This is a genomic window from Corynebacterium sp. AOP36-E1-14 (assembly GCF_052377495.1).
GTDB lineage: Bacteria > Actinomycetota > Actinomycetes > Mycobacteriales > Mycobacteriaceae > Corynebacterium.
This window is the reverse complement of sequence record NZ_JBQSWV010000041.1, coordinates 1-18,887: the sequence shown is the minus strand read 5'-3', so window position 1 is coordinate 18,887 and position 18,887 is coordinate 1. Positions and strand designations below refer to the sequence as shown.

The window sequence follows — 18,887 nt, the reverse complement described above, 5'->3', positions numbered from 1 at the left end:
CGGCGGATCGACCGGGGCGTCGGTGACGACCACACCGTCGGCGTCGGCGTAGGCGATGTGGCCCGGGGTGAAGTCCACCCCGCCGAAGCTGACGACCACGTCGCGCTCGCCGGCGCCGTCCTTGGCGGACTTGCGGGGGTTGGTGCCCAGGGCCTTGCAGCCGAACTCCATGCCGCCGACCGCGGCGGAGTCGCGGATCGCGCCGTTGATGATCACCCCGGCCCAGCCGTGCTCCACGCCGAACTCGGCGATCATGTCGCCCATCAGCGCGGTGTGCACCGAGGCGTCGCCGTCGACGACGAGCACGCCGCCGGGGTTGTCCTCCTGCAGGATCTTCTTGACCAGGCCGTTGTCCTGGAAGCAGCGCACGGTGGTGACCGGCCCGCAGAAGTCGGTGTGTCCGCCGAGGTCACGGAACTGGGTGTCGCAGCTGCGCACGTCGGCGCCGATGACGTCGACGAGGTCGGCGGTGGGGATGAAGGTGATGTTGTTCATGGTGGCTCAGCCTATCGTGTGACGCCGTCACGCACGCCCGATGTGCGGGGCCGCCCATGTGGCGATCGTCTCCCCGGCGCGTTGGGCCGAGCCGCGCACGGTGAGCAGGTGGTCGGTGTCCTGCAGGCTGATCATCGACTTCGGCCATCGGGCGGCGTCGAGGATGCGGGACGCCTCGGACACCGGCACGGTCTGGTCGGTCGGGGAGTGCAGGACGAGCAGCGGCGCGCCGACGCCGGCCACCGCGGCGACCGCGGCGTCCTGCGCGGAGGCGTCCGCCAGGTCGGAGAGGAAGTCGTGGGAGACGGCGACGTCGCGCCCGGCGAGGTGGACGGTGCGCACCTCGCCGGGACGCATCGCGGCGCAGGCGTCCTGCAGGGAGCGTGCGGCGGACGCCGGACGCAACGGCGCGCCGATCGTCGCGACCGCGGACAGCGACGGGATGCTCCCGGCGGCGTGCAGGGCGGCGGCCCCGCCGAGGGAGTGGCCGACCAGCAACGACGGTGCGGCGAGGCGGGCGTCCAGCCAGGCCGCGGCGGCCTGCAGGTCGGCGACGTTCGAGCTGAACATGATGTCCGGGAAGTCGAAGCGCAGGCAGGCGATCCCGGCGCGCGCGAGTGTCTTGGACACCCGGAAGGCCGCCGGGACCTGACGGTTGCAGGTGAAGCAAAGGGAAGAATCTAACGCAGCAGGTAGACGCACTACACCACCCGCAAACAACCCCTGCCATCCCTCAACGATCCCGCAAGAGCACCGATAGCTGCCCGCGATCCCTCAAGATGACCTGGCAGGAAGTGCGAGTAGATCCGGTCCGTCGTCGCGATCTCGTCATGCCCCAGCAACGCGGACACTGCATGCAACGGCTGACCGCCACTCAGCAACGCCGTCGCATAGGCATGCCGCATCCCATGCATGCTGATCGGGGCCTCGATCCCCGCCACGCGCCGCGCCGCGGTCATCGATGCACTGATCACCGGAGAGGAGACACCGTCGCCCCGAGCGCCCGCGATCACACGATCCTGCGGCTCGCGCATCCACCGCTTCAGATCACGGGCAAGCTCCCGACTGATCGGCACGTAGCGGTCGGAGGATGCGTTCTTCAAAGGGCCGTCCACCCCGACCTTGTGGGGGCACTGCCGGGCCACGTGTATCCGCATCCGGTCGAAGTCGATGTCGTGCCCCTCGAGGCCGGCGACCTCCCCGATACGCAAGCCTGTCTCGGAGGCGAGGATGATGCACCTGGCGAGCCATTCGGACGGCGGCAGGCGATCCTCCTTCTCCACGCCATTCACCGTGTACGTCGCCACCCCGCCACGACGTGCAGCATCGATCAGCATGTTGATCTGTACAGGCGTTGGAACCTGGCGCTCCTGGACCGACTTGAGCTTGTTCGCCATCCCCTTCCTCGCGAGCTTCACGGGGTTCTTCACGATCAGGTCATCGTCTACGGCCTGCTGTACCACGGTGGAGAGCTGGCCAACCCGCAGGCTGATTGTCGAGTCCGCGTACGGCTGATTGTCCGCCCACGGGCGTCCTCGACGGAGCGTCGCTATCCATGAGGTGACGTGCGATTTTCGGAGCCCCCCGATCGGCACATTCGCGAGGGCGCCGAGGTTGTCGATGAGCGACTTCCTGTTCGACCTGGTTCCCCGTGCTACAGCCTGCTCCATCCACTGTTCCGCGAGTTCCTTGATCGTCGTCTCGAGGTCTTGGGGGTTGACGTAGACGCCTTTTGCGACGTCCGCCTTCATCTTGTCTTCGTGGAGCTTGGCGTCTTTCCTAGAGTGGAAGGACAGCGATTTTGTCTCTCCGTCGGGGCCGTACCACCGGGCGACCCATGCCACGGGCTTCCCGTTCTTCGGCTTGCCTGTACGTGGTCGTCTCTGGACCATTGCTACACTCCTGGTGTCTGCTGCTGATTGGTGGACGTCTCTGGCCCCCATCGCCCTGGCCGGCGGTGGGGGCCGTTTTCTGTGTCTAGGGGGCTTCCATGGTGGGGTTGCCGTTCTCGTCGTAGTACCGCGGTGAGGTTTCGCCGGTCTCCTTGTCGAACCAGATCGGGTCACCGTTGTCGTCGTAGTAGCCGCATGTTGCGGCGGGGCCTACGCAACCGTCTGACCTGTAGGGGTCGGTGTAGGTTTGGCTCTCCTGCAAGAGTTCCGGATGATCTCGCCAGAATTGCTCGGTCGCATCTCCTTCTGCTTGGGCTTCTGCAGGGTCAGCGCACCGGTTGGTGTCGCCGAGGACGCTGCGTCGGCAGTCAACTCCGGGGATGGGGGTGGATGCCTCCTCCGCTGCTGCCTGGTCGCCGCTGGGGGTGTAGTCGGGCTCGTCGCCGCCGGTGTGAGCTTCGCCGCCCAGCTTCTCTGCGAGTTGGGGAGCGAGAGCCAGTGAGGCGTCTTTTCCTTCGTCGGAGTTCAGGGAGACCGCGGTGGTGTCGAAGGTGACGGACACACCCCCGAAGTCGTCGGAGGCTTCCTGCCAGACATCGAGGTCGTCGGCATTGGCGAACATGTTGATGCCGGCGGAGTAGTCAACGATGTCGAGTTCGAATGTGCGCTCAGCTCCAGAGAGTTCACCGGGGTCGTCCTCGACGGGGTCGGTGTAGTCGGCGTCGAGTTCGTCGAGCGCGTCGAGGACGCGGGTGACTTCGTCGGGGATGGGGGCTTCGGTCTCGCTCGTGGCAGGAGGGGCGGTGACGGTCTTGGTGACTGTATCGGTGTCGTTGCCTTCGCTGCATGCGGTGAGCGCGAGGGCTCCGGCGGCGACGGTGGCGAGCGCTGTTCGTCTGATGGTCATGGTCGTCTCCTCATGTGGGGTGGGGCTGCCGTCGTCAGTCCGGCAGTCTATTTAGTTTCTCACAGTGATCTTATGAGGGGTGGTGTGGACCATGGCCCGCCATACCTCGACGAGATGCCGAGTGACTCCAAGGGCCCAGGCGATAGCGCCGACATGGGGGCCGTACTGCGCTTCGGCTTCCTGGTAGGCGTCCGGGTCGATGAGCATGCGGGCTGCGTACTCGTCGGCACGGCGCTCCTGGCGGTTGTGGAGTACCTGGTCGGCGGTGGGCTGGTGACCGTAGGTGTGGTGGCCGAGTTCGTGGGCGAGGGTGCATCGTCGGGCTATGGGCCCGAGGTCTGACCGGAGAGTGATGCTGCCGTCCGGATGTCGCCGACCTTTCTCGCCGCCGTGGTGGTCGTCCACGGCGATGTTGTTCTCCCTGGCATAGGCCTCAGGGTCCGTCGTGGTAATCGTCATCGCCCTCCTCTGGTTCGGTGTCGCTGCTATCAGCAACGTATTCGAGGGGACGGACACTTGGGGTAGTTTCATTGGGTTGTCCCTGTTCGGGGCCGAAACTATGGGGGGAGTCTGACCGGAGGTCGACAACATTGTTCCGGCCGTCCATCTCGGGGTTGATGACGTCTTCGGTGCGTCCGAAGAGGTACTGGGCTTCGGGGTCGGAGCGGCGCATGATGCCGTCGAGGAGCTGCTTGTTGGTGGCCTGGTCGATAGCAGCGTCAATGCCGACGCCTTCAATCTCCCACGGCTGCAGGTAGCCGGTCTCCACGAGGCCGTCGACGGGCTTGCGTCCGTAGGCGCGACACAAAGCGATGACCATCTCCGGACGCAGCGTGCCGCGGCTGAGCTGGCGAGACAGTGTGCTCTCAGACATTCCGGCTTTGCTGCTCGCTGTGCGGCGAGTGTCTTCACCGATGAGGTCGGCGATCCATACGTTGTGTTCCATGGCTATGACTGTACTTGCAAAGTGTCGCCCGCACAATAAATACCAGTTCAGAAGGTCAACGGGGGTAGTGGACGGGGGCAGTCTTGTAATTCACGCTTGCGCACTGTCGCCGCAGGGCGCAGTATGTATTCCAACGGCGACGGAACGAGCGCCGGATGAACTTAGGATTCACCCCTCGAAAGGAGGAGCTCATGGACATCGAACAGAACCGGGCGATCTACCGCTTCCGCGACGGGGCACTGGACGCCATCAGCCGGGCGAAGAACTGCCGGTCAGAGTCGGAACTCGCTGCCATTCTCGGCATCCGCGACGAACAGCTCGACAAGGCACGCCACGGAGCACTCGTCGGATTCCCGATGGCGGTGCATGTCGCCAAGCTCATGGGCACTGACGGGTACCTCGGCGCGTGGACCGAACTGGTCACCGCCGACCCCATAGCCGCGTAACCCCCCCCAGACATGAAAGGAGGCCCCGAATGCACCTCGGAGCCAACCACGAACAGAGTATCACCCCGTTCAACTTCCACGGACGTGATGTCCGTGTCCTCTCCGGTGAGGACGGCGAGCCCTGGTTCGTCCTCAATGATCTGTGTGCAGTCCTGGAGATCGCCAACCCCCGCGTTGTCTCGGCGCGGATCGACCCCGAGTCCAAGGGTGTCTGTCTGGCAGACACCCCTGGGGGTCGGCAGAACGTCACCGTCGTAGACGAAGCAGGTATGTACGAGGTCGTCCTCCGTAGTGACAAGCCGGAGGCTGCAGAGTTCCGCCGGTGGGTCACCCGCGAGGTCCTGCCGTCCATCCGCCGCACCGGATCCTACGGCGCCCCGTCATTCGACCCGAACACCCTCACCCGGTCCGACATCCTCCAGATCGCGCTCAACGCGGAGACAGAGCGCCTAGCGCTCGAAGCGGAGAACAAGGAGCTAACCCCGAAGGCGGAGGCCTACGACGACTTCCTCGACGCGACGGGCAAGTACGGCGTCGGCGCGGTGGCGAAGATGCTCGGCACCAGCCAGAACAAGCTCTTCCGCGACCTGCGAAACGCCGGTGTCCTGATCTCGAAGGGCACGATGCGGAACACCCCGTACCAGCGGTACATGCATCACTTCGAGGTGAAGGCTCACAGCTATGAACGGTCGAACGGGGAGCAGGGCACGTCGTACACGACGTATGTCCAGCCGTCGGGGATTGACTTCATCCGCCGGAAGCTCGGCTTCGAGAGCATCGATCCTCCGGCGCCGGCTGACGCTGCCTGACCCTTGGTCGCCTGCATGGGGAAGTGCGGGTGACTCGCTCCACCGCCAGTCTGCTGGCCGCCCCCGTCGTGGGGGAGTGGGAGCACCAGGTCTCAATGACCTTGTTATTTGTGAACTAAATAGTGGATGTCGCCAGATGATACTGGCCCAGCGCGGGTTGACTTGTCCCCGCGTCAACGCAACCCCACCCCGTCGACTTGTCCGGGGAAGTGAGCGCGATGGGCTACCCGACAGGGAGGCACCCCCTACACCACGGTGTGGGGGAGGGAAACGAGGGCGACGTTAAGCGCTAGACAGCCCTGCCGCGGACGTGGTCCGCCACCGTCGTCATGGACGAGCAGGGCACCAGGGCGGGGCGTGAATCCCGGGGTCGGAAGTCCTCCCCGGAAAGCGCGCTCATGACCGGCGGCCAAACCTCCGCTGATGAGGCGTCCAGCTGCGCCCCGCCCCTTGAACCACCCACGTCGCCGTCGGCGCAGTCTGCCAGGACCATGCGCGCCGACGACGACACCGACCAACCCCCTGAATAGGAGAAGGCCATGACCTCACCTTACAGACCACCCCTGATGATCGCCGTCGACGAGGCCGCCAGTCTGATGTCGATGACCCCTAAGGCCCTCTACGGGCAGATCTACCGCGGCACCTCCGGGCTCATCGTCCGCCGGGGCGGCAAGACCCTCCGCGTGTCCCTCAAGTCCGTCCTCGCCGTCGCCGGCATGACCCTCAGCGAGTACATCGACTGGCAGGGCGAAACCGCGGGGGCATCCCGCACGAAGATCCGAGGTGCAGCATGACCCGCCAGATGACCGACAAGGAACGACTGATGCACTCGATGGTCAACCACCCCGCAGGCAAGTCCGGCCCGGCCCGTCCCGCGCCGGGATGTCACCGCAAGCCTGACGAGGCCGACCCGTACACCACTCCGGCGGACGTGCTGGAGCATGACCGTGCGTGGCAGGTCGCCCAGGGGATCATGTTCGGCATCGGCGCCCTGGGCGTGGTGCTGCTCGTCCTCGTCGTCCTCATCACGGTGTTCCGGGCGGTGATCGGCCCGTGGTGATCGACGACCGCACGTACTGCGCAGTGATGACGGGGCGTGACTACGTCGCCGTCGCCCGCATGATCGACCGGGCCCGCATGATCCCGCATGACCGGGAAGCGCAGACCCGTCTGGAGCGCCGTGCTGCGCGCCGCCTGGAGCTGGTGCGCCGCGACATCGCGGACGACGGCACGGGCCGCGTCTGGGCGCGCACGGACATCGCGGCGGGGCAGGGCCTCGTCCGCTCAACCCAAGGCCACGCTCGTGACGCTGTGGCCGCCACCCGAACCCACATCAAGGAGATGGGCCGATGACCTACACCAGGATCCCTCACACCACCTTCGACGAATGGCTAGACCAGAGACGCGAATACGTCACCGCCACCGAAGCCGCTCGACTCCTCGAGTCCCCGTCGTACCACCGCACCTTGCGGGACGAGAAGACCAACGGGTCGAGCTTCACCGGCAACCGGTACACCGAATGGGGCAAGAAGCGAGAGCCAGAGATCGCCGAGTACCTCTCGGTGTTCGGCCCCGACACCCGCCTCGAGCCCAACGACGACCTCCTGGTCCTCACCGACACTCGCTACGCCGCCACCCCCGACATGATCAGTGCTGACGGTGAGGTCATCGGGGAGATCAAGACCACCGGTGAGGACTTCTCCGGGCATATCCCCGGCAGGTACTTCAGTCAGGTGCAGTGGCAGCTCTTCGTCACCGGCGCCGAGGCGTGCGTCTTCGCGTGGGAGATCCGGCTCGTCAACGACGACGGCTCTTTCACCCCCGGCGACATCAAGACGACGATCATCCGCCCGGACGTCGAGCACCAGTGGCGCCTGCAGGCCGTCGCCGACCAATTCCTCGCCGATGACGTCGCGCCGCTCGAGGTGCCTGAGAACCTGGAGTCCCTGGTTGTCGAGAAGCTCGAGCTCGAGCAGCAGCTCGCCGGCGTCGTCGACGCGATCAAGCGGGCAGTGGGCACGGAACCGGCATTGTACGACCTGCCGACCGCGACGGTGACGGTCACCGCTGACGGCAAGTCGGAGCGGCTGGACACGAAGGCCCTTGCCGCGGACCACCCCGACCTCGTGGCGCATTACTACGTCACGTCGGCCCGTAAGGGGTCGGTGAGGGTGAAGCAGAAGAAGGAGGTCGTCTGATGGGCGGCTTCTCACCTGAGAGCTACGAGACCGTCGACGAGCGGATCCAGCGCTTCTACCGGGAGACCCCCGGCGGGCGCATCACCACGGAGCTGCTCGAGCATGCCGGCGAGCCGGGGAAGACCCGGTGGATCGTCAAGGCGTACGTCTTCCGCGACGACGGCGACCACCCGGCGGGCACGGGCATGGCCTTCGATACCGACGGGGTGGGCATGGCGCAGAAGACCGCGGCACTGGAAACCGCCGAGACGTCCGCAGTGGGCCGTGCCCTGGCGCAGGCCGGGTACTCCGGAAGCAGGAGGACGACGCGGGAGGAAATGGCGAAGACGGTCATCCCCGACCTGCTCCGTCGGATCGGTACCGCGGGGTCGAAGCAGGAAACCGGTGACCTGTGGATCGAGGCGAACAAGGCCGGTGTGCTGGACGAGCAAATGAAGAAGCGGATCTACAAGCGCAACGAGGAGTTGGCGAAGGAGGGTGCTGGTGGTGAGTGATCATGAAATCCCGACTGAGCCGTTGAATCCTGTGGCTGTTGAGCGCCGCATCCTCGAACTGTCGAACCTCACCGACCACCTCCGCGCCTACCGCCAGGCCGACGCCACCTACGACCGGGCCAAGGCCCACGCGCAGCTCGCCGCCGAGGGCAAGACCGTGGCGGACCGGGAGGCGGAGGTGGAGCTGGCGACGGTGGCCGAGCGTGACGCGAAGGACGTTGCCGAGGTCGCGTATTCGCACGTGAACCGCAGGGTGAAGGCGTTCGAGCGGGAGCTGGACGCGATCCGCAGCATCGGCGCGTCGGTCCGGTCGATGTACTCCGTCGCAGGACGAGGGGAGGGCGCCTGATGGCCAAGCAGCGCATGCCGCAGCACGTCGCCGACACTGTCCTCGACCGGGCGGACGGCGCGTGCGAAGCAATGATCCGCGGAGTGTGCACCGGCGGGGCAGAGCACCTGCACCACCGGATGATGCGCTCCCAGGGCGGCCGGCACACGGTCGAGAACCTGGTGGGCGTCTGCTCCACCTGTCACCGATACCTGCACGCCAACCCCGCATTCGGCTACAAGTCCCGGCTGCTCATCCACTCGTGGCAGCCGGTCGAGTGGCCACCCCGCTACTACCGGGGGATCTACACCCCACCAGAGGAGGAGACATGAGAAAAGCACTGAGGTTCGAGGCGCTCCGGCGAGACGGTTTCGCCTGCACCTACTGCGGTGCACGAGCCTCGACGGAAGTTCAGCTGCAGGTCGACCACGTGGTCCCCGTTGCTCTCGGCGGGCAGGACGTGGCCAGCAACCTCGTAACCGCATGCGCGGACTGCAACCGGGGCAAGGCTGGCCGGCACCTGGGCGAGGAGTTCAGCGAGCAGGTCGACGAGGATGCCGCTCGCTGGTCGGACGCTATGGCCCAGGCCGCTCGCGAGACCGAGGAGGAGTACCGGAACCGTCAGGCGATCGGCGCCTCGTTCCTCGAGGTCTGGAATACCTACGGGCCGGGCACGGACGTTGGCGAGGACTACCTCGACACGATCATGCGGTTCCTCGCTAACGGCCTGCGCCCTCCGGATATGGGCGAGCTGGTGCAGGTCGCGAACAACGCGACGGCGCGTGATCCCTGGCTCTACTTCTGCGGGTGCTGTCACAACCGGCTTCGAGACCGGCACGAGCGCGCTGCGGAGATCCTCCGGGAGCAGAAGCTGGCGCGGGAAGGGAGTCCACGTGGGGAAGATCCGAACGGTTAAACCCGAGTTCTTCACGTCGCCGGATACCGAGGGCGCGTCGATGGAGGCGCGTCTGTTGTTCGTCGCGATGTGGTGTTGGGCGGATGACTACGGAGTGGGGGAGACGAACCTTCTCGGGCTCCGGGCGTTCGCCTTCCCCGAGGAAGATCCTTACCTCAGCAAGGAGATTCCTTGCCTCTGCAAGGAAGTCGCGGATGCGTACGGCGTGCGGTTCTACCGGGTCGGACGGCGAGCGTATTACCAGATTCTCAGCTGGGACTCACATCAGAAGACGCAGCGCAGGGCGAAGGACAAGAACCCTCACTACGACGACCCGGACGCGCAGGTAGACGAAAGATTCCACCGCCAGCAAGGAACTTCAGTTCATGAGCAAGGAAGTTCAGCGCAGGTGCAAGGAAAATGCATCGACGGAAATGGAAATGGAAACGGAAGGGGAAAGGGAAATGGAACTACTTCGCCCCCCGCGGCTTCGCCGCCGCCGGCGCGAGACACGACCGAACCTGGAACCTTCCCGATCCTGTCGAAGCTGCCGAAGGCTAACGGTCGCTGCGCCTACCCCGCCCCGTTCAGCGAATGGTGGAAGGCGTACCCGAAGCACAAGAACGGGTCGATGCAGGACGCCTACACCGAATGGCAGAAGGCCGTGAAGCGCATCGCCCCCGACGATCTGCTCCGACTCACCACTGCCTACGCCGACAACCCCGGAGTCTCGTCGGTCGACTACTGCCCGGACGCGCACCGCTGGCTCAAGACCGCCCGGTGGGAGACCGTCACCGAGACCGACCACACGATCACTGTCCGGAGCCAGGCCAACGGCTACAGCCCGGAGGAGTGGCTGGCCCCGCCGGAGGACCCCGGCGACTACATCGAGGGTGAGGTCATCGAGATGAGGGGGATCGGGTCATGAGCGAGCAGCTGACGTATCCGAAGATCGCGGCGGTGATCCTCGCCGAGGTTCGGGCGATCTACCCGAATGGGCGGAAGCCCGACCCGGAGATCACGGAGTCGTGGGCGCGGGCACTGCAGCGCAGTCGTCGGGTGTATCCGGCGATGGTGTGGCGTGAGGCGGTGACGGTGTGGTCGATCTCGCACAGTGAGGTTCCGACCCCGCACGACATCATCACGGCGGCGGGGCAGGTTGTCGATCAGTGGCAACTGGACCCGGAGCGCAAGCGGCAGCTCGAGGAGTTCCGTGCGCAGCGTCTGGAGGCGAAGTTCGGCGCCGGCTATGGGGCTCGGGAGTCGTTGCCGGCGGGGGAGCGGGGCGAGTTGGAGTCGTCCGTGTCGCGTCGGTCGTGGCGGGAGTTGCGGGCGGAGATCGGTAGGCGCGCCCAGGATCGGCGTGTGTCGGAGCAAGTCGCGGCGGGTCGAGGTGACCTGTTCGCGGACATGAACAAGCAACCCGGGGACGCCCCGGAGAACGGAAGTTAGACATGGCACAGATCAGCATCACCGGCACCCTCGGCAAGGACCCGGAGGGCAAGACCAGCAACGCGGGCAAGCCGTTCGCCCGGTTCTCGCTGGCGTGGTCGGAGTCGAGCAAGGACCAGCAGGGCAACTGGCAGGACGGGCCCACGCAGTGGATCCAGGTCACGTGCTTCGGGCGGGTGGCGCAGAACCTCGTGGCGTCGCTGCACAAGGGCGACCGGGTGAACGTGGTGGGCCGGATCAAGCCGGAGGCGTGGTCGTCGCAGCAGGGTGAGCAGACGGTGCTTGCGCTGGTCGCCGACAGCGTGTCGCCGGATCTGACGTTCGCGTCGGTGCAGGTGCAGAAGAACCCGAAGGGCGGCATGGGCGGTGGTGGTTGGCCGCAGGGTGGTCAGCAGCAGGGCGGGGGAGACCCGTGGAACTCCGCGCCGCAGTCGAACGGGTTCGACGACGGTACCCCGCCGCCCTTCTGATCGACCGGAACCCCCGCACCCTCACCCACACGCCACCAACCCCGCTTAGGCCCGCACAGCGACAGCCAGGCGGGGTTTCGCGTACCTCACGCCCGAAAGGACCACCCCACCATGACCACCTGCACCCGCCCACGGTGCGACCGCGCCGCCAGACGCGGTCACGACCTGTGCCAAACGCACCTGTATGCGACCGGCCAGTTCAAGCCCCGCGTCCCCGTCCAGCCCGTCCGCGACCACCTCGCCACCTGCATCGACGGCGGAGCAACCTACGGCGGCATCGCAGCCGCCACCGGCGTCGCCACCGTCACGATCATGCAGCTCATGGGCCGCTACGAGCACCGCGACCAGCACCGCGTCGGTGCCGATGTCGCCGAGAAGCTGATGCGAGCCACCCCGGACATGTCCCGGTTCGTACCAGCCTGGCCGTACACCCGCCGCGTCCGCGCCCTGCGCGCCGCCGGGCACACGATCAACGCCATCACCGACCACCTCGGCCTGTCGGTCTGCACCATCATCGACCTCAGCGACGGCAAGTACACCCGCCTGCGCGACACGACCGCCGAGACCGTGCGGGCGAGCTACGAGTCCATGTCCGCGTGGCCGGTGCGCCCCATCGACCCGCGCACCCTCAACCGCCAGTGGGCCCCTCCGATGGCCTGGTCTGATATCGACGACCCGGACGAGGACCACACCCCACCGCCAGGCGCAGTACAGGCCGCCGGCCCCGTCATCGCGGCGATCCTCGAGCTCGTCGGCGAGTACGGCATGGAGCCTGCTGCGGACGTCGTCGGCGTGTCGCGGGAGACGATCCGCAAACCCCTCGCAGGGGAGCGGCAGTTCATGCTCAAGCGGTCGGCCTTGGCGATCTTGCGGGCACAGGCCGCGCTGCACCGCAAGGCGGTGGCGGCATGACCGGCTGCAGGCATGGGCACCCGGCCGATGATCGCTACCGCAGGGGCCGCGGTGACCTGGCTTGCCGGGGCTGCGACCGGGACCGCACCAACCGCGCCTCGGCCCTGCGAGCGGCCCGAAGGGCAACCGACAACGGCCCCTGGCACGAGGTTGAGCCGCGCACGTCGTGGCTGCCGCGTGCGGGGTGCCGCGATATTGACCCCGACGAGTTCGACGTGGGCCTGAACGTATCCGGATCCGCGCCACCGGCCGTCCGCATCGACGCGATGTGGGACCAGGGCAAGATCTGCGAGTCCTGCCCCGTCCTCGCGCTGTGCGCCCGCGACGCCATCGCCCACGGTGACATCGCGATCGTTCGTGCTGGTGTGCCGATCGTGGCGAACGCGGATCTTGCGTGGCGGAAGATGGAGCGTTCTGCTCTGGCGGCGATGGCGGCGACGGATGATCCGCCGGCAACCAGGCGCACGTGGCGGCAGGCCGCGCACCGCACGTCGGACCGGCGCCGGGCCGAGCGCAAGGCGAAGCAGGCGGCGGCATGAGGATGTTCCGCACCGATCGCCGCGCCCTCCTCGCCGTCGCCGAGACGGGCACCTGCCAGCGATGGCACGCCCGTGACTTCGTCGCCGACGGTCTCGCCCTCCGCGCCTGCCACGGCCGCGGTCCCCACGACTGTGGTCACGGTTGCCCCGGCTACGGCCGGCATGTCCTCACCGCCCACGGCCAGCACCTCGCCTGGCTCCTGCGCACCATCAGCGACGAGCTCGCGCAGGACACCGCGCCGCCCATGACCCAGCTCGCCATCCCGGGGGTCGCCGCATGACGACGTGGACCATGCCCCTGTCGTACGACAAGCCGCCGCTGACGCTGAATCAGCGCGGGCACTGGGCGAAGACCGACGCGCACCGCAAGGCGCTGCGCGCCTGGTCCAAGGTCGCCGCCCGGAAGATCGGCATCCCCACCGGGCTGGGGCACATCACCACGCGCCTGCACTACCGGGCGCCGGACCGCCGACGCCGGGACGAGGACAACCTCATCGCCACAGCAAAACCCCTGTGGGACGGGCTGGTCGACGCCGGCATCGTCCCAGACGACACCAGCGAATACATGACCAAGCTCATGCCGAAGATCCACCCACCATCGCCAGACGGTCCCGCCCTCTGGCTCACCATCACGATCGGAGCCCCACCATGACCCACACCGTGTGCGACGTTGTCCCGTCCGGCCGTCCTGACCCCCGCGACCCGTACCGGGAAGGCGAGGTGCGCATGCCGCACCCGCACTGCCCCGCCTGCCGGGAATGGGCCGAGGAGCACGGCGCGGACTGGGACGAAGCGGCCGAATTCTACGACCTCACCCTCACCGACGACGGCGAATGGGTGGAAACTCCATGACCCGCTGCATTGACTGTGGCGATCCCCTGGCCGATCAGCTTGCCGTGCACCCAATGTGCCGGGCGTGCTGCCAGATCGCCGTGCACATCCTCGGCGATGTCGATGCCCGCGTCCGCCAACTCGAAGGACACCCCGCATGACCCGTTTCCGCCCGCAACCCATCCGCCGCCCGCGCCAGCGGTTTCACCTCTGGGCCCTGGCCAGGTTCGTGCGTGCGAGGTCGGCCTGGAGGACGGACACGCTGCCCCAGGAACAGCCGTCGTCGTGGACGATGCCGTCGCAGGCCTGACACTCCCACATGCGGTGGGCGCCCTCACCGGTGCCGCCGACCCAGCCGGGGCGGAACGCGCCCCGCACTGTCCAAGGGTGCCCGTTGGGGCACTGGTCGGGGTGTGTCTCAACCCACACCCACCGATCATTCTTCGAATCCATGTTCGACACACTACCCCGAAAGGCCAGATCATGACCCACATCACTGCAGACCAAGCCAAGACCCTGCTCGACGGTGCCACACCCGGACCGTGGATGCTGAACCCCCACGGCATCATCCTGCAGGGCGACGACATGTCCGCACCGGTCACGGAAGCCGTCGGGCACATGTACCGCCGCGACCCCGACGAAACCGCGAACGGGGAACTCATGGCCGCCGCCCCGGATCTCGCCCGCACCGTCATCGCCCAGGCCGCCGAGATCGAGCGGCTGAAGACGGCGCTGACTGACCACCTCCGACAGGAGGCTGATGGGTGGGCCGACCAGTGACCTTCCTCGAAACCCTGCTGACCCTCACGCTGCTCATCGTGGTGCCGTGGTGCGTGTGGTCCGCCATCGACCTGGTCGCCCTGCGCCGCGACGTGCGCGGTCTGGGCGCCGACGTGGACCGGCTGGACGGTGCGGTGGACTACCTCACCAGCGCCGCCACGCTGACCGAGGGCCGTATCGACGGTCTGCTGGAATGGCGCAGCCGCACCGCACCCCTCGACGTCCCCTCGGTGGACGAGCCCGACCAGCTCACCACCCACCGGCCCGTGCCGCCGGACTTCCACACCAACCGCTAGGAGACATCATGCCTGACCAGACCCCCGTGACCGACGACGACCGGCGCACCGCCTACGAGCGGGCCGCGTCCCTCGACCCCGATATGCGGTGCTGGACCGACCGCGAACGCGCCGCCGCACGCGTGATCCTCGCTACCGTCCCCGCCCCGCCTGCGACCCTCGCCGACGAGATTCGGGAGGAGGGTGCAGGCAGGCCGCCGGGGGCTGTTAAGAGGGTAAACGCCCTCGCTGATCGTGTGGAAGCCGTCGAGAAGGAGAACCGCGCTGCCCTGAATCACGCCTACGACGAGCGCGACGAAGCACTTGTTGAGCGCGACGAGGCCCGAACCAAGGTGGAGGAGGTGGAGGGACACCTTTCAAAGTCATGGAGGCAGCGTGATGCTAAAGATGTCGAGCTGGAGCGGCTGAGCCGTGAGCGCGAGCAGCAGGAGAAAGCCCTTGTCGAGCACGGGCGGCTCCTGGCCGAGGCTCGCGCCGCATTCGACGAGGTAGAGAATCGGAACCTCAATCTCGAAGCCGACCTCCGCGAATCTCACGCCGAGGTGGAGCGGCTGACGGCCTCACTGAATCGTCAGTGCACTACAGTGACGCCCTCAGTGCACAACACTGACGGTCTCACTGTATCGAGTGACGCCCTGCCCGACCCCGCCGACGTGCCGACGAATGAGCCGTGGGAAGTCGTCGGCCCGAATGGACCTGCAATCGGGTACCGCGACGGCCACGAAGACCTCCCGTGGTCTGTCGTCCACAAGGACGGGAACGGGTGCGACGACCTCTCTGACGGTCGAGTCACCCTCGTCGCCCGCCTGGTCCGCCGCCTCGTCGGCCCCGTGGAGGTGGTGGAGGAATGATCATTGCGTCATTTCTGATCGGTTCGGGTGCCGGTGTTGCTGGTCTCGGCGTGGTGTGGCTGGCGCTGACCCTGTGGTTCCGGTGGACAGACCGCGCTCCAGAAGAAGCCCGCCGAGACTGGACGGGAGAACCGAAATGAAGCGTGAATGGATGGCACTGGTGGCGATCCTCGGTATGGCCCTCACGATCGACCTGTTGGGCTGGTTCGACGACTCGACCGACAGTACAACCTTCCGTATCGCTTTCGGCGTGATGCTCATAGTCGCGTACCGGATCGGAAGATGGAGCAACCGCTCGGAAGACCGAACGCAACACCAACCCCCGAACCCCGCCATCGAGCGGGGTTCTTCTCATTAGGAGCCGCGAATGACGACACCGGACGAACTCCGGAGCATGCTGCAGTCCCTCGCCGAATACTGCGCCCTCATCGAACAAGACCTCCAGGACAGTGCGTACCCCGCCGCCGCATCATCCAACGCCGGCGCCCGCCCCATCGGCCCCAAGGGCAAACCCCCATGCTCGATCGTCGACCTGGACTTCATCATCGAGGATGTCGCACCCCGCATCAAAGGCTGGTGCTTCAACCTCCAGGAGTCCGCACACACCACCGGCCTGCCCGTGAACCAGCCGCTGAACGTGTGGGTCGCATGGGTGTCACGCAACCGGCTGACGCTGCTCGATCAGGACTGGGGAGAGGACGCCGCCGACGAACTCACCGACCTCACCGCTCAGCTCCGTGACCGACTCCACCCGAACCCGGACACCAAAAGGCCCGACGTGGGGGAGTTCGCCACCGCCGAGGACATCGCCCACGCCACCGGCCGCAGCGTCGCCAGCGTGAAGAAGTGGTGCCAGCGCAACAAGGTTGAGCACTGGGACATCGGGGGAGTGAGACAGTACCGCACGAGCCAAGTGCACTACCAGTACGAGCACCACAAACTGGCTTGACCGAATGTCCACCTCTCGTTGTATAATCGTGACAGCACATAGTGACCCCGACGATCGGCCCCTGTATGGGGGTTGGTCGCCGGGGTTTCTGCGTGTCAGAGGATTGTGGTGATCCTTGTTGGTGTTGTGGGCAACGGGCGAGCGTTGAGCCATTGGCTCCGCCGCCCGGTGCAGGCGCACCCCACGGTCGGTGCCAGTCGGTGGCACCCGCAGCACGCCTACCCGGCTCCTTCACGCGTCCTCGTCACACGCACAGCTGCGGACGATTCTCGGTTCAACTCCGGGGCCGATCACGACTGACCGTCACACAGCCCAACGTAGGCCGACGGTCAGCACCGCCCCGGACGCGGGGCAGCGCCAGAGCAGATGGTTCTGACCGCACCTGGCACACGGGTGTGCGGGGGTTCGATTCCCCGCTGGTGCACGAGCCACTACCCAGCGGAGCGCTTCTGAGGTCTAGAACGTTGCCCAGCACGTCACCCCGCAATGGCCGCGGGGGACTGGGGATGCCCCGGTGATGGCTCCCTTGTGGAGGGATGCTGATCTCACGGATGGTCCGTCAAGCCATCTGCACGTATTGCTCCGTCGTCTAGCGGCAAGACACCCGGCTCTGGACCGGGCGACCGAGGTTCGAATCCTTGCGGAGCAGCGCAGGCCAATCCGGCCTATCCTGGGCTCATGTGTGCGACGTATGGTCTGCAGCCCTTCTTCGATCTCCCGCCGATGGACGAGCGGGAGAACCGCCAGCTGCTCGAGCAGTGGATGGATGAGCGTGGCGGCACCGCGAAGATCACCGGGGCGAAGGCGAGGAACCTCAACCCGTTGATCACCGCCGACGAGGACGGACACCGGGAGGTCGACCTCGCGTGGTGGTGGATTCACCTCGGTGGCAAGCCTGCCGAGTTCTCCGCATTCAACGCCCGCGACGACAAGCTCCTGTCCTCGAGGGTTTGGAAGGGGCCGTTCAAACAGCACCGGGCTCTCGCCCCGGCGAACTGGTACATCGAGAAGGGGAAGCGTTTCGCCCTCCCTGACGGTGAGACGTTCGGCATCGCGTCGATCACCACCACCGCCCAGACCGATGACGGCGACATGCTGACCTACGCCCTCGTCACCCGCGACGCTGTAGACGAAGCCGCCACGGTCCATCCGAGGATGCCGCTGATCCTGCCCCGAGACCTCCACGACGACTGGCTTGATCCCACCATTCCCGGCGACGGGGACCTCCTCGCCGAAGCGATCAGCGCCTCCGAGGAACTGAGCCGCAGCGTCCGGATCATCGCGCCGGGACAGACCGGACTGTTCTAGTTTCGAATCGAACATTCGGGGTACCCGGTCCGGTATGGCCACTACCCTCACAGAAGAGCGATGCAACACCGCGCCGCCACCACAAGACAGGAGTGTTACATTGAAAAAGATTCAAGTCGAGTTGCCCTCCACCTCTCGCAGGGGTGTCTCGGATCTTGCTTACACCGGGGAAGATCTTCACATTCGCACCGATGGCGGATCTCTAACTATCTTCGATGGTGAAGAACTGAAGGTAGGGTTTGGTCCAGGCTTCTGGGCATCGGTACGCCCTGGCGTTGAGTAGCGATCCCCGACACAGCCCCTCCACCCACCCGGGGTGTGAGGGGCTTCTTCATGCCCACACCAGGAGGACAGCATGCACCTTCCAGTCGCATTCAAGAGCAACCAACCGGACGAAGTCCCCGTCCGGGGAATGATCAAAGACGACTACCTCACGCTGCATCAAGAGGACCAGACGATGACCATCGGCCCCAAGGCTCTCGAAGCACTCGGATCCATTATCGGTATGTGGCAAGACAATAACTCCCGCGACAACGAAGGTGCCGCAGCATGAGCACCATCACCGCCCGCATCACCATCAACGGTGAGCACTACAGCGAATACACCATCAGCGAACCAGGCCTCACCTCCGACGCTATGAAGAACGCGGCCGACGACGCACACCGCACCATCCGTGACGTCCTCGACACCACCGTTGAACACACCCTCGCGCAGGAGACGGCACAGTGACCCAAGTAGTCCGCGTCACCACCGACACTGACGAGGTCCAACAGTTCGACGGCGCCACCGGCTTCGACGTCGCACCCCACACCGGCGCACTCCTCATCCACGCCGAGGAGAAACTCACCGCCGCATACGCGCCAGGACGATGGGCATCCGTCATCGACTGCGTACATGACGATGGGTAACCCCCGCGGATAGTCAGCATATAAAAACCACACGACCCCCGGGCTGCGCTAACAGGCCGGGGGTCTCGTCATGCGATTGGAGCGCACGACATGGCAGACACTAGCACGCCTGGAGAAAGCTGGAAGTCCGTTGTCGGATGGGAGGGCCTCTACGAGGTCAGCGACCAGGGGAACGTCAGAA

Annotated in this window: 36 protein-coding genes and 1 tRNA gene; 30 read left to right on the top strand and 7 right to left on the bottom strand. The window is 66.2% G+C overall.

What is annotated here, in order from left to right; translation table 11 throughout:
• From rraA to ACT3TD_RS13870, 6 genes are all read right to left on the bottom strand, one after another.
• Positions 1–495, bottom strand: a 495-nt coding sequence (gene rraA / locus ACT3TD_RS13895) for a ribonuclease E activity regulator RraA (protein WP_444614832.1), incomplete at its 3' end; no start/stop codon positions are given.
• Between the two features lie 27 nt (positions 496–522).
• Entirely contained in the window at positions 523–1,125 is a 603-nt protein-coding gene (locus tag ACT3TD_RS13890) for an alpha/beta hydrolase family protein (RefSeq protein WP_444626568.1), read from the bottom strand.
• Between the two features lie 71 nt (positions 1,126–1,196).
• Positions 1,197–2,387 carry a tyrosine-type recombinase/integrase gene (locus ACT3TD_RS13885; RefSeq protein WP_444638054.1) on the bottom strand — a complete coding sequence of 397 codons (1,191 nt, stop codon included), beginning with the start codon at positions 2,385–2,387 and terminating at the stop codon, positions 1,197–1,199.
• A gap of 85 nt (positions 2,388–2,472) precedes the next feature.
• Entirely contained in the window at positions 2,473–3,294 is an 822-nt protein-coding gene (locus tag ACT3TD_RS13880; RefSeq protein WP_444638053.1) for a hypothetical protein, read from the bottom strand.
• Between the two features lie 51 nt (positions 3,295–3,345).
• Positions 3,346–3,753: an ImmA/IrrE family metallo-endopeptidase gene (locus ACT3TD_RS13875; protein WP_444638052.1), complete on the bottom strand. Its 408-nt coding sequence runs from the start codon at positions 3,751–3,753 to the stop codon at positions 3,346–3,348.
• The gene (locus tag ACT3TD_RS13870) at positions 3,728–4,240 is read right to left on the bottom strand and encodes a helix-turn-helix domain-containing protein (protein WP_444638051.1); all 513 of its coding nucleotides are present in this window, start codon (positions 4,238–4,240) and stop codon (positions 3,728–3,730) included. Before ACT3TD_RS13870 ends, ACT3TD_RS13875 begins: the two co-directional genes overlap by 26 nt.
• A gap of 191 nt (positions 4,241–4,431) precedes the next feature.
• On the opposite strand from ACT3TD_RS13870, the gene ACT3TD_RS13865 reads away from it, so the two are divergent.
• From ACT3TD_RS13865 to ACT3TD_RS13780, 18 genes are all read left to right on the top strand, one after another.
• Positions 4,432–4,686, top strand: a complete 255-nt coding sequence (locus ACT3TD_RS13865) for a hypothetical protein (RefSeq protein WP_444638050.1) — start codon at positions 4,432–4,434, stop codon at positions 4,684–4,686.
• Between the two features lie 29 nt (positions 4,687–4,715).
• Positions 4,716–5,495: a phage antirepressor gene (locus tag ACT3TD_RS13860; RefSeq protein ID WP_444638049.1), complete on the top strand. Its 780-nt coding sequence runs from the start codon at positions 4,716–4,718 to the stop codon at positions 5,493–5,495.
• 539 nt (positions 5,496–6,034) lie between these two features.
• The gene (locus ACT3TD_RS13855) at positions 6,035–6,289 is read left to right on the top strand and encodes a hypothetical protein (protein ID WP_444638048.1); all 255 of its coding nucleotides are present in this window, start codon (positions 6,035–6,037) and stop codon (positions 6,287–6,289) included.
• Entirely contained in the window at positions 6,286–6,555 is a 270-nt protein-coding gene (locus ACT3TD_RS13850; protein ID WP_444626576.1) for a hypothetical protein, read from the top strand. Before ACT3TD_RS13855 ends, ACT3TD_RS13850 begins: the two co-directional genes overlap by 4 nt.
• Positions 6,549–6,848, top strand: coding sequence for a hypothetical protein (locus tag ACT3TD_RS13845; protein WP_444638047.1), 300 nt, complete (start codon positions 6,549–6,551; stop codon positions 6,846–6,848). Before ACT3TD_RS13850 ends, ACT3TD_RS13845 begins: the two co-directional genes overlap by 7 nt.
• A complete protein-coding gene (locus ACT3TD_RS13840; protein ID WP_444638046.1) occupies positions 6,845–7,693 on the top strand; it encodes a YqaJ viral recombinase family protein in 849 nt (282 codons plus the stop codon). The genes ACT3TD_RS13845 and ACT3TD_RS13840 overlap by 4 nt, the downstream gene beginning before the upstream one ends.
• Positions 7,693–8,187, top strand: coding sequence for a hypothetical protein (locus tag ACT3TD_RS13835; protein ID WP_444638045.1), 495 nt, complete (start codon positions 7,693–7,695; stop codon positions 8,185–8,187). Before ACT3TD_RS13840 ends, ACT3TD_RS13835 begins: the two co-directional genes overlap by 1 nt.
• A complete protein-coding gene (locus tag ACT3TD_RS13830; RefSeq protein WP_444638044.1) occupies positions 8,180–8,536 on the top strand; it encodes a hypothetical protein in 357 nt (118 codons plus the stop codon). The genes ACT3TD_RS13835 and ACT3TD_RS13830 overlap by 8 nt, the downstream gene beginning before the upstream one ends.
• Positions 8,536–8,847, top strand: a complete 312-nt coding sequence (locus ACT3TD_RS13825) for an HNH endonuclease (protein WP_444638043.1) — start codon at positions 8,536–8,538, stop codon at positions 8,845–8,847. Before ACT3TD_RS13830 ends, ACT3TD_RS13825 begins: the two co-directional genes overlap by 1 nt.
• Positions 8,844–9,431, top strand: coding sequence for an HNH endonuclease (locus tag ACT3TD_RS13820; protein WP_444638042.1), 588 nt, complete (start codon positions 8,844–8,846; stop codon positions 9,429–9,431). Before ACT3TD_RS13825 ends, ACT3TD_RS13820 begins: the two co-directional genes overlap by 4 nt.
• On the top strand, positions 9,409–10,338 hold the full coding sequence (locus tag ACT3TD_RS13815) for a hypothetical protein (RefSeq protein WP_444638041.1): 930 nt from the start codon (positions 9,409–9,411) through the stop codon (positions 10,336–10,338). Before ACT3TD_RS13820 ends, ACT3TD_RS13815 begins: the two co-directional genes overlap by 23 nt.
• Complete coding sequence (locus ACT3TD_RS13810; protein ID WP_444638040.1) at positions 10,335–10,862, top strand: hypothetical protein; 528 nt, start codon at positions 10,335–10,337, stop codon at positions 10,860–10,862. Before ACT3TD_RS13815 ends, ACT3TD_RS13810 begins: the two co-directional genes overlap by 4 nt.
• A gap of 2 nt (positions 10,863–10,864) precedes the next feature.
• Complete coding sequence (locus tag ACT3TD_RS13805; protein WP_444638039.1) at positions 10,865–11,332, top strand: single-stranded DNA-binding protein; 468 nt, start codon at positions 10,865–10,867, stop codon at positions 11,330–11,332.
• Between the two features lie 111 nt (positions 11,333–11,443).
• Positions 11,444–12,244: a hypothetical protein gene (locus tag ACT3TD_RS13800; protein ID WP_444638038.1), complete on the top strand. Its 801-nt coding sequence runs from the start codon at positions 11,444–11,446 to the stop codon at positions 12,242–12,244.
• Positions 12,241–12,783, top strand: a complete 543-nt coding sequence (locus tag ACT3TD_RS13795; protein WP_444638037.1) for a WhiB family transcriptional regulator — start codon at positions 12,241–12,243, stop codon at positions 12,781–12,783. The genes ACT3TD_RS13800 and ACT3TD_RS13795 overlap by 4 nt, the downstream gene beginning before the upstream one ends.
• Before the next feature lie 2 nt (positions 12,784–12,785).
• A complete protein-coding gene (locus ACT3TD_RS13790) occupies positions 12,786–13,064 on the top strand; it encodes a hypothetical protein (protein ID WP_444638036.1) in 279 nt (92 codons plus the stop codon).
• Positions 13,061–13,435, top strand: coding sequence for a hypothetical protein (locus ACT3TD_RS13785; protein ID WP_441582806.1), 375 nt, complete (start codon positions 13,061–13,063; stop codon positions 13,433–13,435). The genes ACT3TD_RS13790 and ACT3TD_RS13785 overlap by 4 nt, the downstream gene beginning before the upstream one ends.
• Positions 13,432–13,635, top strand: a complete 204-nt coding sequence (locus ACT3TD_RS13780) for a hypothetical protein (RefSeq protein ID WP_444626600.1) — start codon at positions 13,432–13,434, stop codon at positions 13,633–13,635. The genes ACT3TD_RS13785 and ACT3TD_RS13780 overlap by 4 nt, the downstream gene beginning before the upstream one ends.
• A 183-nt stretch (positions 13,636–13,818) precedes the next feature.
• Here ACT3TD_RS13780 and ACT3TD_RS13775 read toward each other — a convergent pair whose 3' ends face one another.
• A complete protein-coding gene (locus ACT3TD_RS13775) occupies positions 13,819–13,992 on the bottom strand; it encodes a hypothetical protein (protein ID WP_444638035.1) in 174 nt (57 codons plus the stop codon).
• Positions 13,993–14,097: 105 nt separating this feature from the next.
• Between ACT3TD_RS13775 and ACT3TD_RS13770 the strand changes: the two genes are divergently transcribed.
• The 12 genes from ACT3TD_RS13770 to ACT3TD_RS13715 all read left to right on the top strand — a co-directional run.
• On the top strand, positions 14,098–14,394 hold the full coding sequence (locus ACT3TD_RS13770) for a hypothetical protein (protein WP_444638034.1): 297 nt from the start codon (positions 14,098–14,100) through the stop codon (positions 14,392–14,394).
• Positions 14,391–14,690 (top strand): hypothetical protein, encoded by a 300-nt coding sequence (locus ACT3TD_RS13765; RefSeq protein ID WP_444638033.1) that lies wholly within the window; start codon positions 14,391–14,393, stop codon positions 14,688–14,690. The genes ACT3TD_RS13770 and ACT3TD_RS13765 overlap by 4 nt, the downstream gene beginning before the upstream one ends.
• An 8-nt stretch (positions 14,691–14,698) precedes the next feature.
• Positions 14,699–15,541, top strand: a complete 843-nt coding sequence (locus ACT3TD_RS13760) for a hypothetical protein (RefSeq protein ID WP_444638032.1) — start codon at positions 14,699–14,701, stop codon at positions 15,539–15,541.
• A complete protein-coding gene (locus ACT3TD_RS13755; RefSeq protein WP_444614866.1) occupies positions 15,538–15,681 on the top strand; it encodes a hypothetical protein in 144 nt (47 codons plus the stop codon). Before ACT3TD_RS13760 ends, ACT3TD_RS13755 begins: the two co-directional genes overlap by 4 nt.
• On the top strand, positions 15,678–15,899 hold the full coding sequence (locus ACT3TD_RS13750; protein WP_444638031.1) for a hypothetical protein: 222 nt from the start codon (positions 15,678–15,680) through the stop codon (positions 15,897–15,899). The genes ACT3TD_RS13755 and ACT3TD_RS13750 overlap by 4 nt, the downstream gene beginning before the upstream one ends.
• Before the next feature lie 9 nt (positions 15,900–15,908).
• Positions 15,909–16,490, top strand: coding sequence for a hypothetical protein (locus ACT3TD_RS13745; RefSeq protein WP_444638030.1), 582 nt, complete (start codon positions 15,909–15,911; stop codon positions 16,488–16,490).
• Between the two features lie 578 nt (positions 16,491–17,068).
• Positions 17,069–17,139 (top strand) — tRNA-Gln (locus tag ACT3TD_RS13740).
• A gap of 29 nt (positions 17,140–17,168) precedes the next feature.
• Complete coding sequence (locus tag ACT3TD_RS13735; RefSeq protein WP_444638029.1) at positions 17,169–17,798, top strand: SOS response-associated peptidase family protein; 630 nt, start codon at positions 17,169–17,171, stop codon at positions 17,796–17,798.
• 355 nt (positions 17,799–18,153) lie between these two features.
• Positions 18,154–18,351: a hypothetical protein gene (locus ACT3TD_RS13730; protein WP_444638028.1), complete on the top strand. Its 198-nt coding sequence runs from the start codon at positions 18,154–18,156 to the stop codon at positions 18,349–18,351.
• The gene (locus ACT3TD_RS13725) at positions 18,348–18,527 is read left to right on the top strand and encodes a hypothetical protein (protein WP_444638027.1); all 180 of its coding nucleotides are present in this window, start codon (positions 18,348–18,350) and stop codon (positions 18,525–18,527) included. The genes ACT3TD_RS13730 and ACT3TD_RS13725 overlap by 4 nt, the downstream gene beginning before the upstream one ends.
• Positions 18,524–18,706 (top strand): hypothetical protein, encoded by a 183-nt coding sequence (locus ACT3TD_RS13720; RefSeq protein ID WP_444638026.1) that lies wholly within the window; start codon positions 18,524–18,526, stop codon positions 18,704–18,706. The genes ACT3TD_RS13725 and ACT3TD_RS13720 overlap by 4 nt, the downstream gene beginning before the upstream one ends.
• A gap of 90 nt (positions 18,707–18,796) precedes the next feature.
• Positions 18,797–18,887: NUMOD4 domain-containing protein (locus tag ACT3TD_RS13715; RefSeq protein ID WP_444638055.1), on the top strand; the 91-nt coding region annotated here is incomplete at its 3' end.

Excerpts from the sequence above, each read along its gene's own strand:
- ACT3TD_RS13885 (WP_444638054.1), bottom strand. The coding sequence starts at position 2,387 with ATGGTCCAGAGACGACCACGTACAGGCAAGCCGAAGAACGGGAAGCCC.
- ACT3TD_RS13880 (WP_444638053.1), bottom strand. The coding sequence starts at position 3,294 with ATGACCATCAGACGAACAGCGCTCGCCACCGTCGCCGCCGGAGCCCTC.
- ACT3TD_RS13875 (WP_444638052.1), bottom strand. The coding sequence starts at position 3,753 with ATGACGATTACCACGACGGACCCTGAGGCCTATGCCAGGGAGAACAAC.
- ACT3TD_RS13870 (WP_444638051.1), bottom strand. The coding sequence starts at position 4,240 with ATGGAACACAACGTATGGATCGCCGACCTCATCGGTGAAGACACTCGC.
- ACT3TD_RS13865 (WP_444638050.1), top strand. The coding sequence starts at position 4,432 with ATGGACATCGAACAGAACCGGGCGATCTACCGCTTCCGCGACGGGGCA.
- ACT3TD_RS13860 (WP_444638049.1), top strand. The coding sequence starts at position 4,716 with ATGCACCTCGGAGCCAACCACGAACAGAGTATCACCCCGTTCAACTTC.
- ACT3TD_RS13855 (WP_444638048.1), top strand. The coding sequence starts at position 6,035 with ATGACCTCACCTTACAGACCACCCCTGATGATCGCCGTCGACGAGGCC.
- ACT3TD_RS13850 (WP_444626576.1), top strand. The coding sequence starts at position 6,286 with ATGACCCGCCAGATGACCGACAAGGAACGACTGATGCACTCGATGGTC.
- ACT3TD_RS13840 (WP_444638046.1), top strand. The coding sequence starts at position 6,845 with ATGACCTACACCAGGATCCCTCACACCACCTTCGACGAATGGCTAGAC.
- ACT3TD_RS13835 (WP_444638045.1), top strand. The coding sequence starts at position 7,693 with ATGGGCGGCTTCTCACCTGAGAGCTACGAGACCGTCGACGAGCGGATC.
- ACT3TD_RS13825 (WP_444638043.1), top strand. The coding sequence starts at position 8,536 with ATGGCCAAGCAGCGCATGCCGCAGCACGTCGCCGACACTGTCCTCGAC.
- ACT3TD_RS13820 (WP_444638042.1), top strand. The coding sequence starts at position 8,844 with ATGAGAAAAGCACTGAGGTTCGAGGCGCTCCGGCGAGACGGTTTCGCC.
- ACT3TD_RS13810 (WP_444638040.1), top strand. The coding sequence starts at position 10,335 with ATGAGCGAGCAGCTGACGTATCCGAAGATCGCGGCGGTGATCCTCGCC.
- ACT3TD_RS13805 (WP_444638039.1), top strand. The coding sequence starts at position 10,865 with ATGGCACAGATCAGCATCACCGGCACCCTCGGCAAGGACCCGGAGGGC.
- ACT3TD_RS13800 (WP_444638038.1), top strand. The coding sequence starts at position 11,444 with ATGACCACCTGCACCCGCCCACGGTGCGACCGCGCCGCCAGACGCGGT.
- ACT3TD_RS13795 (WP_444638037.1), top strand. The coding sequence starts at position 12,241 with ATGACCGGCTGCAGGCATGGGCACCCGGCCGATGATCGCTACCGCAGG.
- ACT3TD_RS13790 (WP_444638036.1), top strand. The coding sequence starts at position 12,786 with ATGTTCCGCACCGATCGCCGCGCCCTCCTCGCCGTCGCCGAGACGGGC.
- ACT3TD_RS13785 (WP_441582806.1), top strand. The coding sequence starts at position 13,061 with ATGACGACGTGGACCATGCCCCTGTCGTACGACAAGCCGCCGCTGACG.
- ACT3TD_RS13780 (WP_444626600.1), top strand. The coding sequence starts at position 13,432 with ATGACCCACACCGTGTGCGACGTTGTCCCGTCCGGCCGTCCTGACCCC.
- ACT3TD_RS13770 (WP_444638034.1), top strand. The coding sequence starts at position 14,098 with ATGACCCACATCACTGCAGACCAAGCCAAGACCCTGCTCGACGGTGCC.
- ACT3TD_RS13760 (WP_444638032.1), top strand. The coding sequence starts at position 14,699 with ATGCCTGACCAGACCCCCGTGACCGACGACGACCGGCGCACCGCCTAC.
- ACT3TD_RS13755 (WP_444614866.1), top strand. The coding sequence starts at position 15,538 with ATGATCATTGCGTCATTTCTGATCGGTTCGGGTGCCGGTGTTGCTGGT.
- ACT3TD_RS13750 (WP_444638031.1), top strand. The coding sequence starts at position 15,678 with ATGAAGCGTGAATGGATGGCACTGGTGGCGATCCTCGGTATGGCCCTC.
- ACT3TD_RS13745 (WP_444638030.1), top strand. The coding sequence starts at position 15,909 with ATGACGACACCGGACGAACTCCGGAGCATGCTGCAGTCCCTCGCCGAA.
- ACT3TD_RS13735 (WP_444638029.1), top strand. The coding sequence starts at position 17,169 with ATGTGTGCGACGTATGGTCTGCAGCCCTTCTTCGATCTCCCGCCGATG.
- ACT3TD_RS13730 (WP_444638028.1), top strand. The coding sequence starts at position 18,154 with ATGCACCTTCCAGTCGCATTCAAGAGCAACCAACCGGACGAAGTCCCC.
- ACT3TD_RS13725 (WP_444638027.1), top strand. The coding sequence starts at position 18,348 with ATGAGCACCATCACCGCCCGCATCACCATCAACGGTGAGCACTACAGC.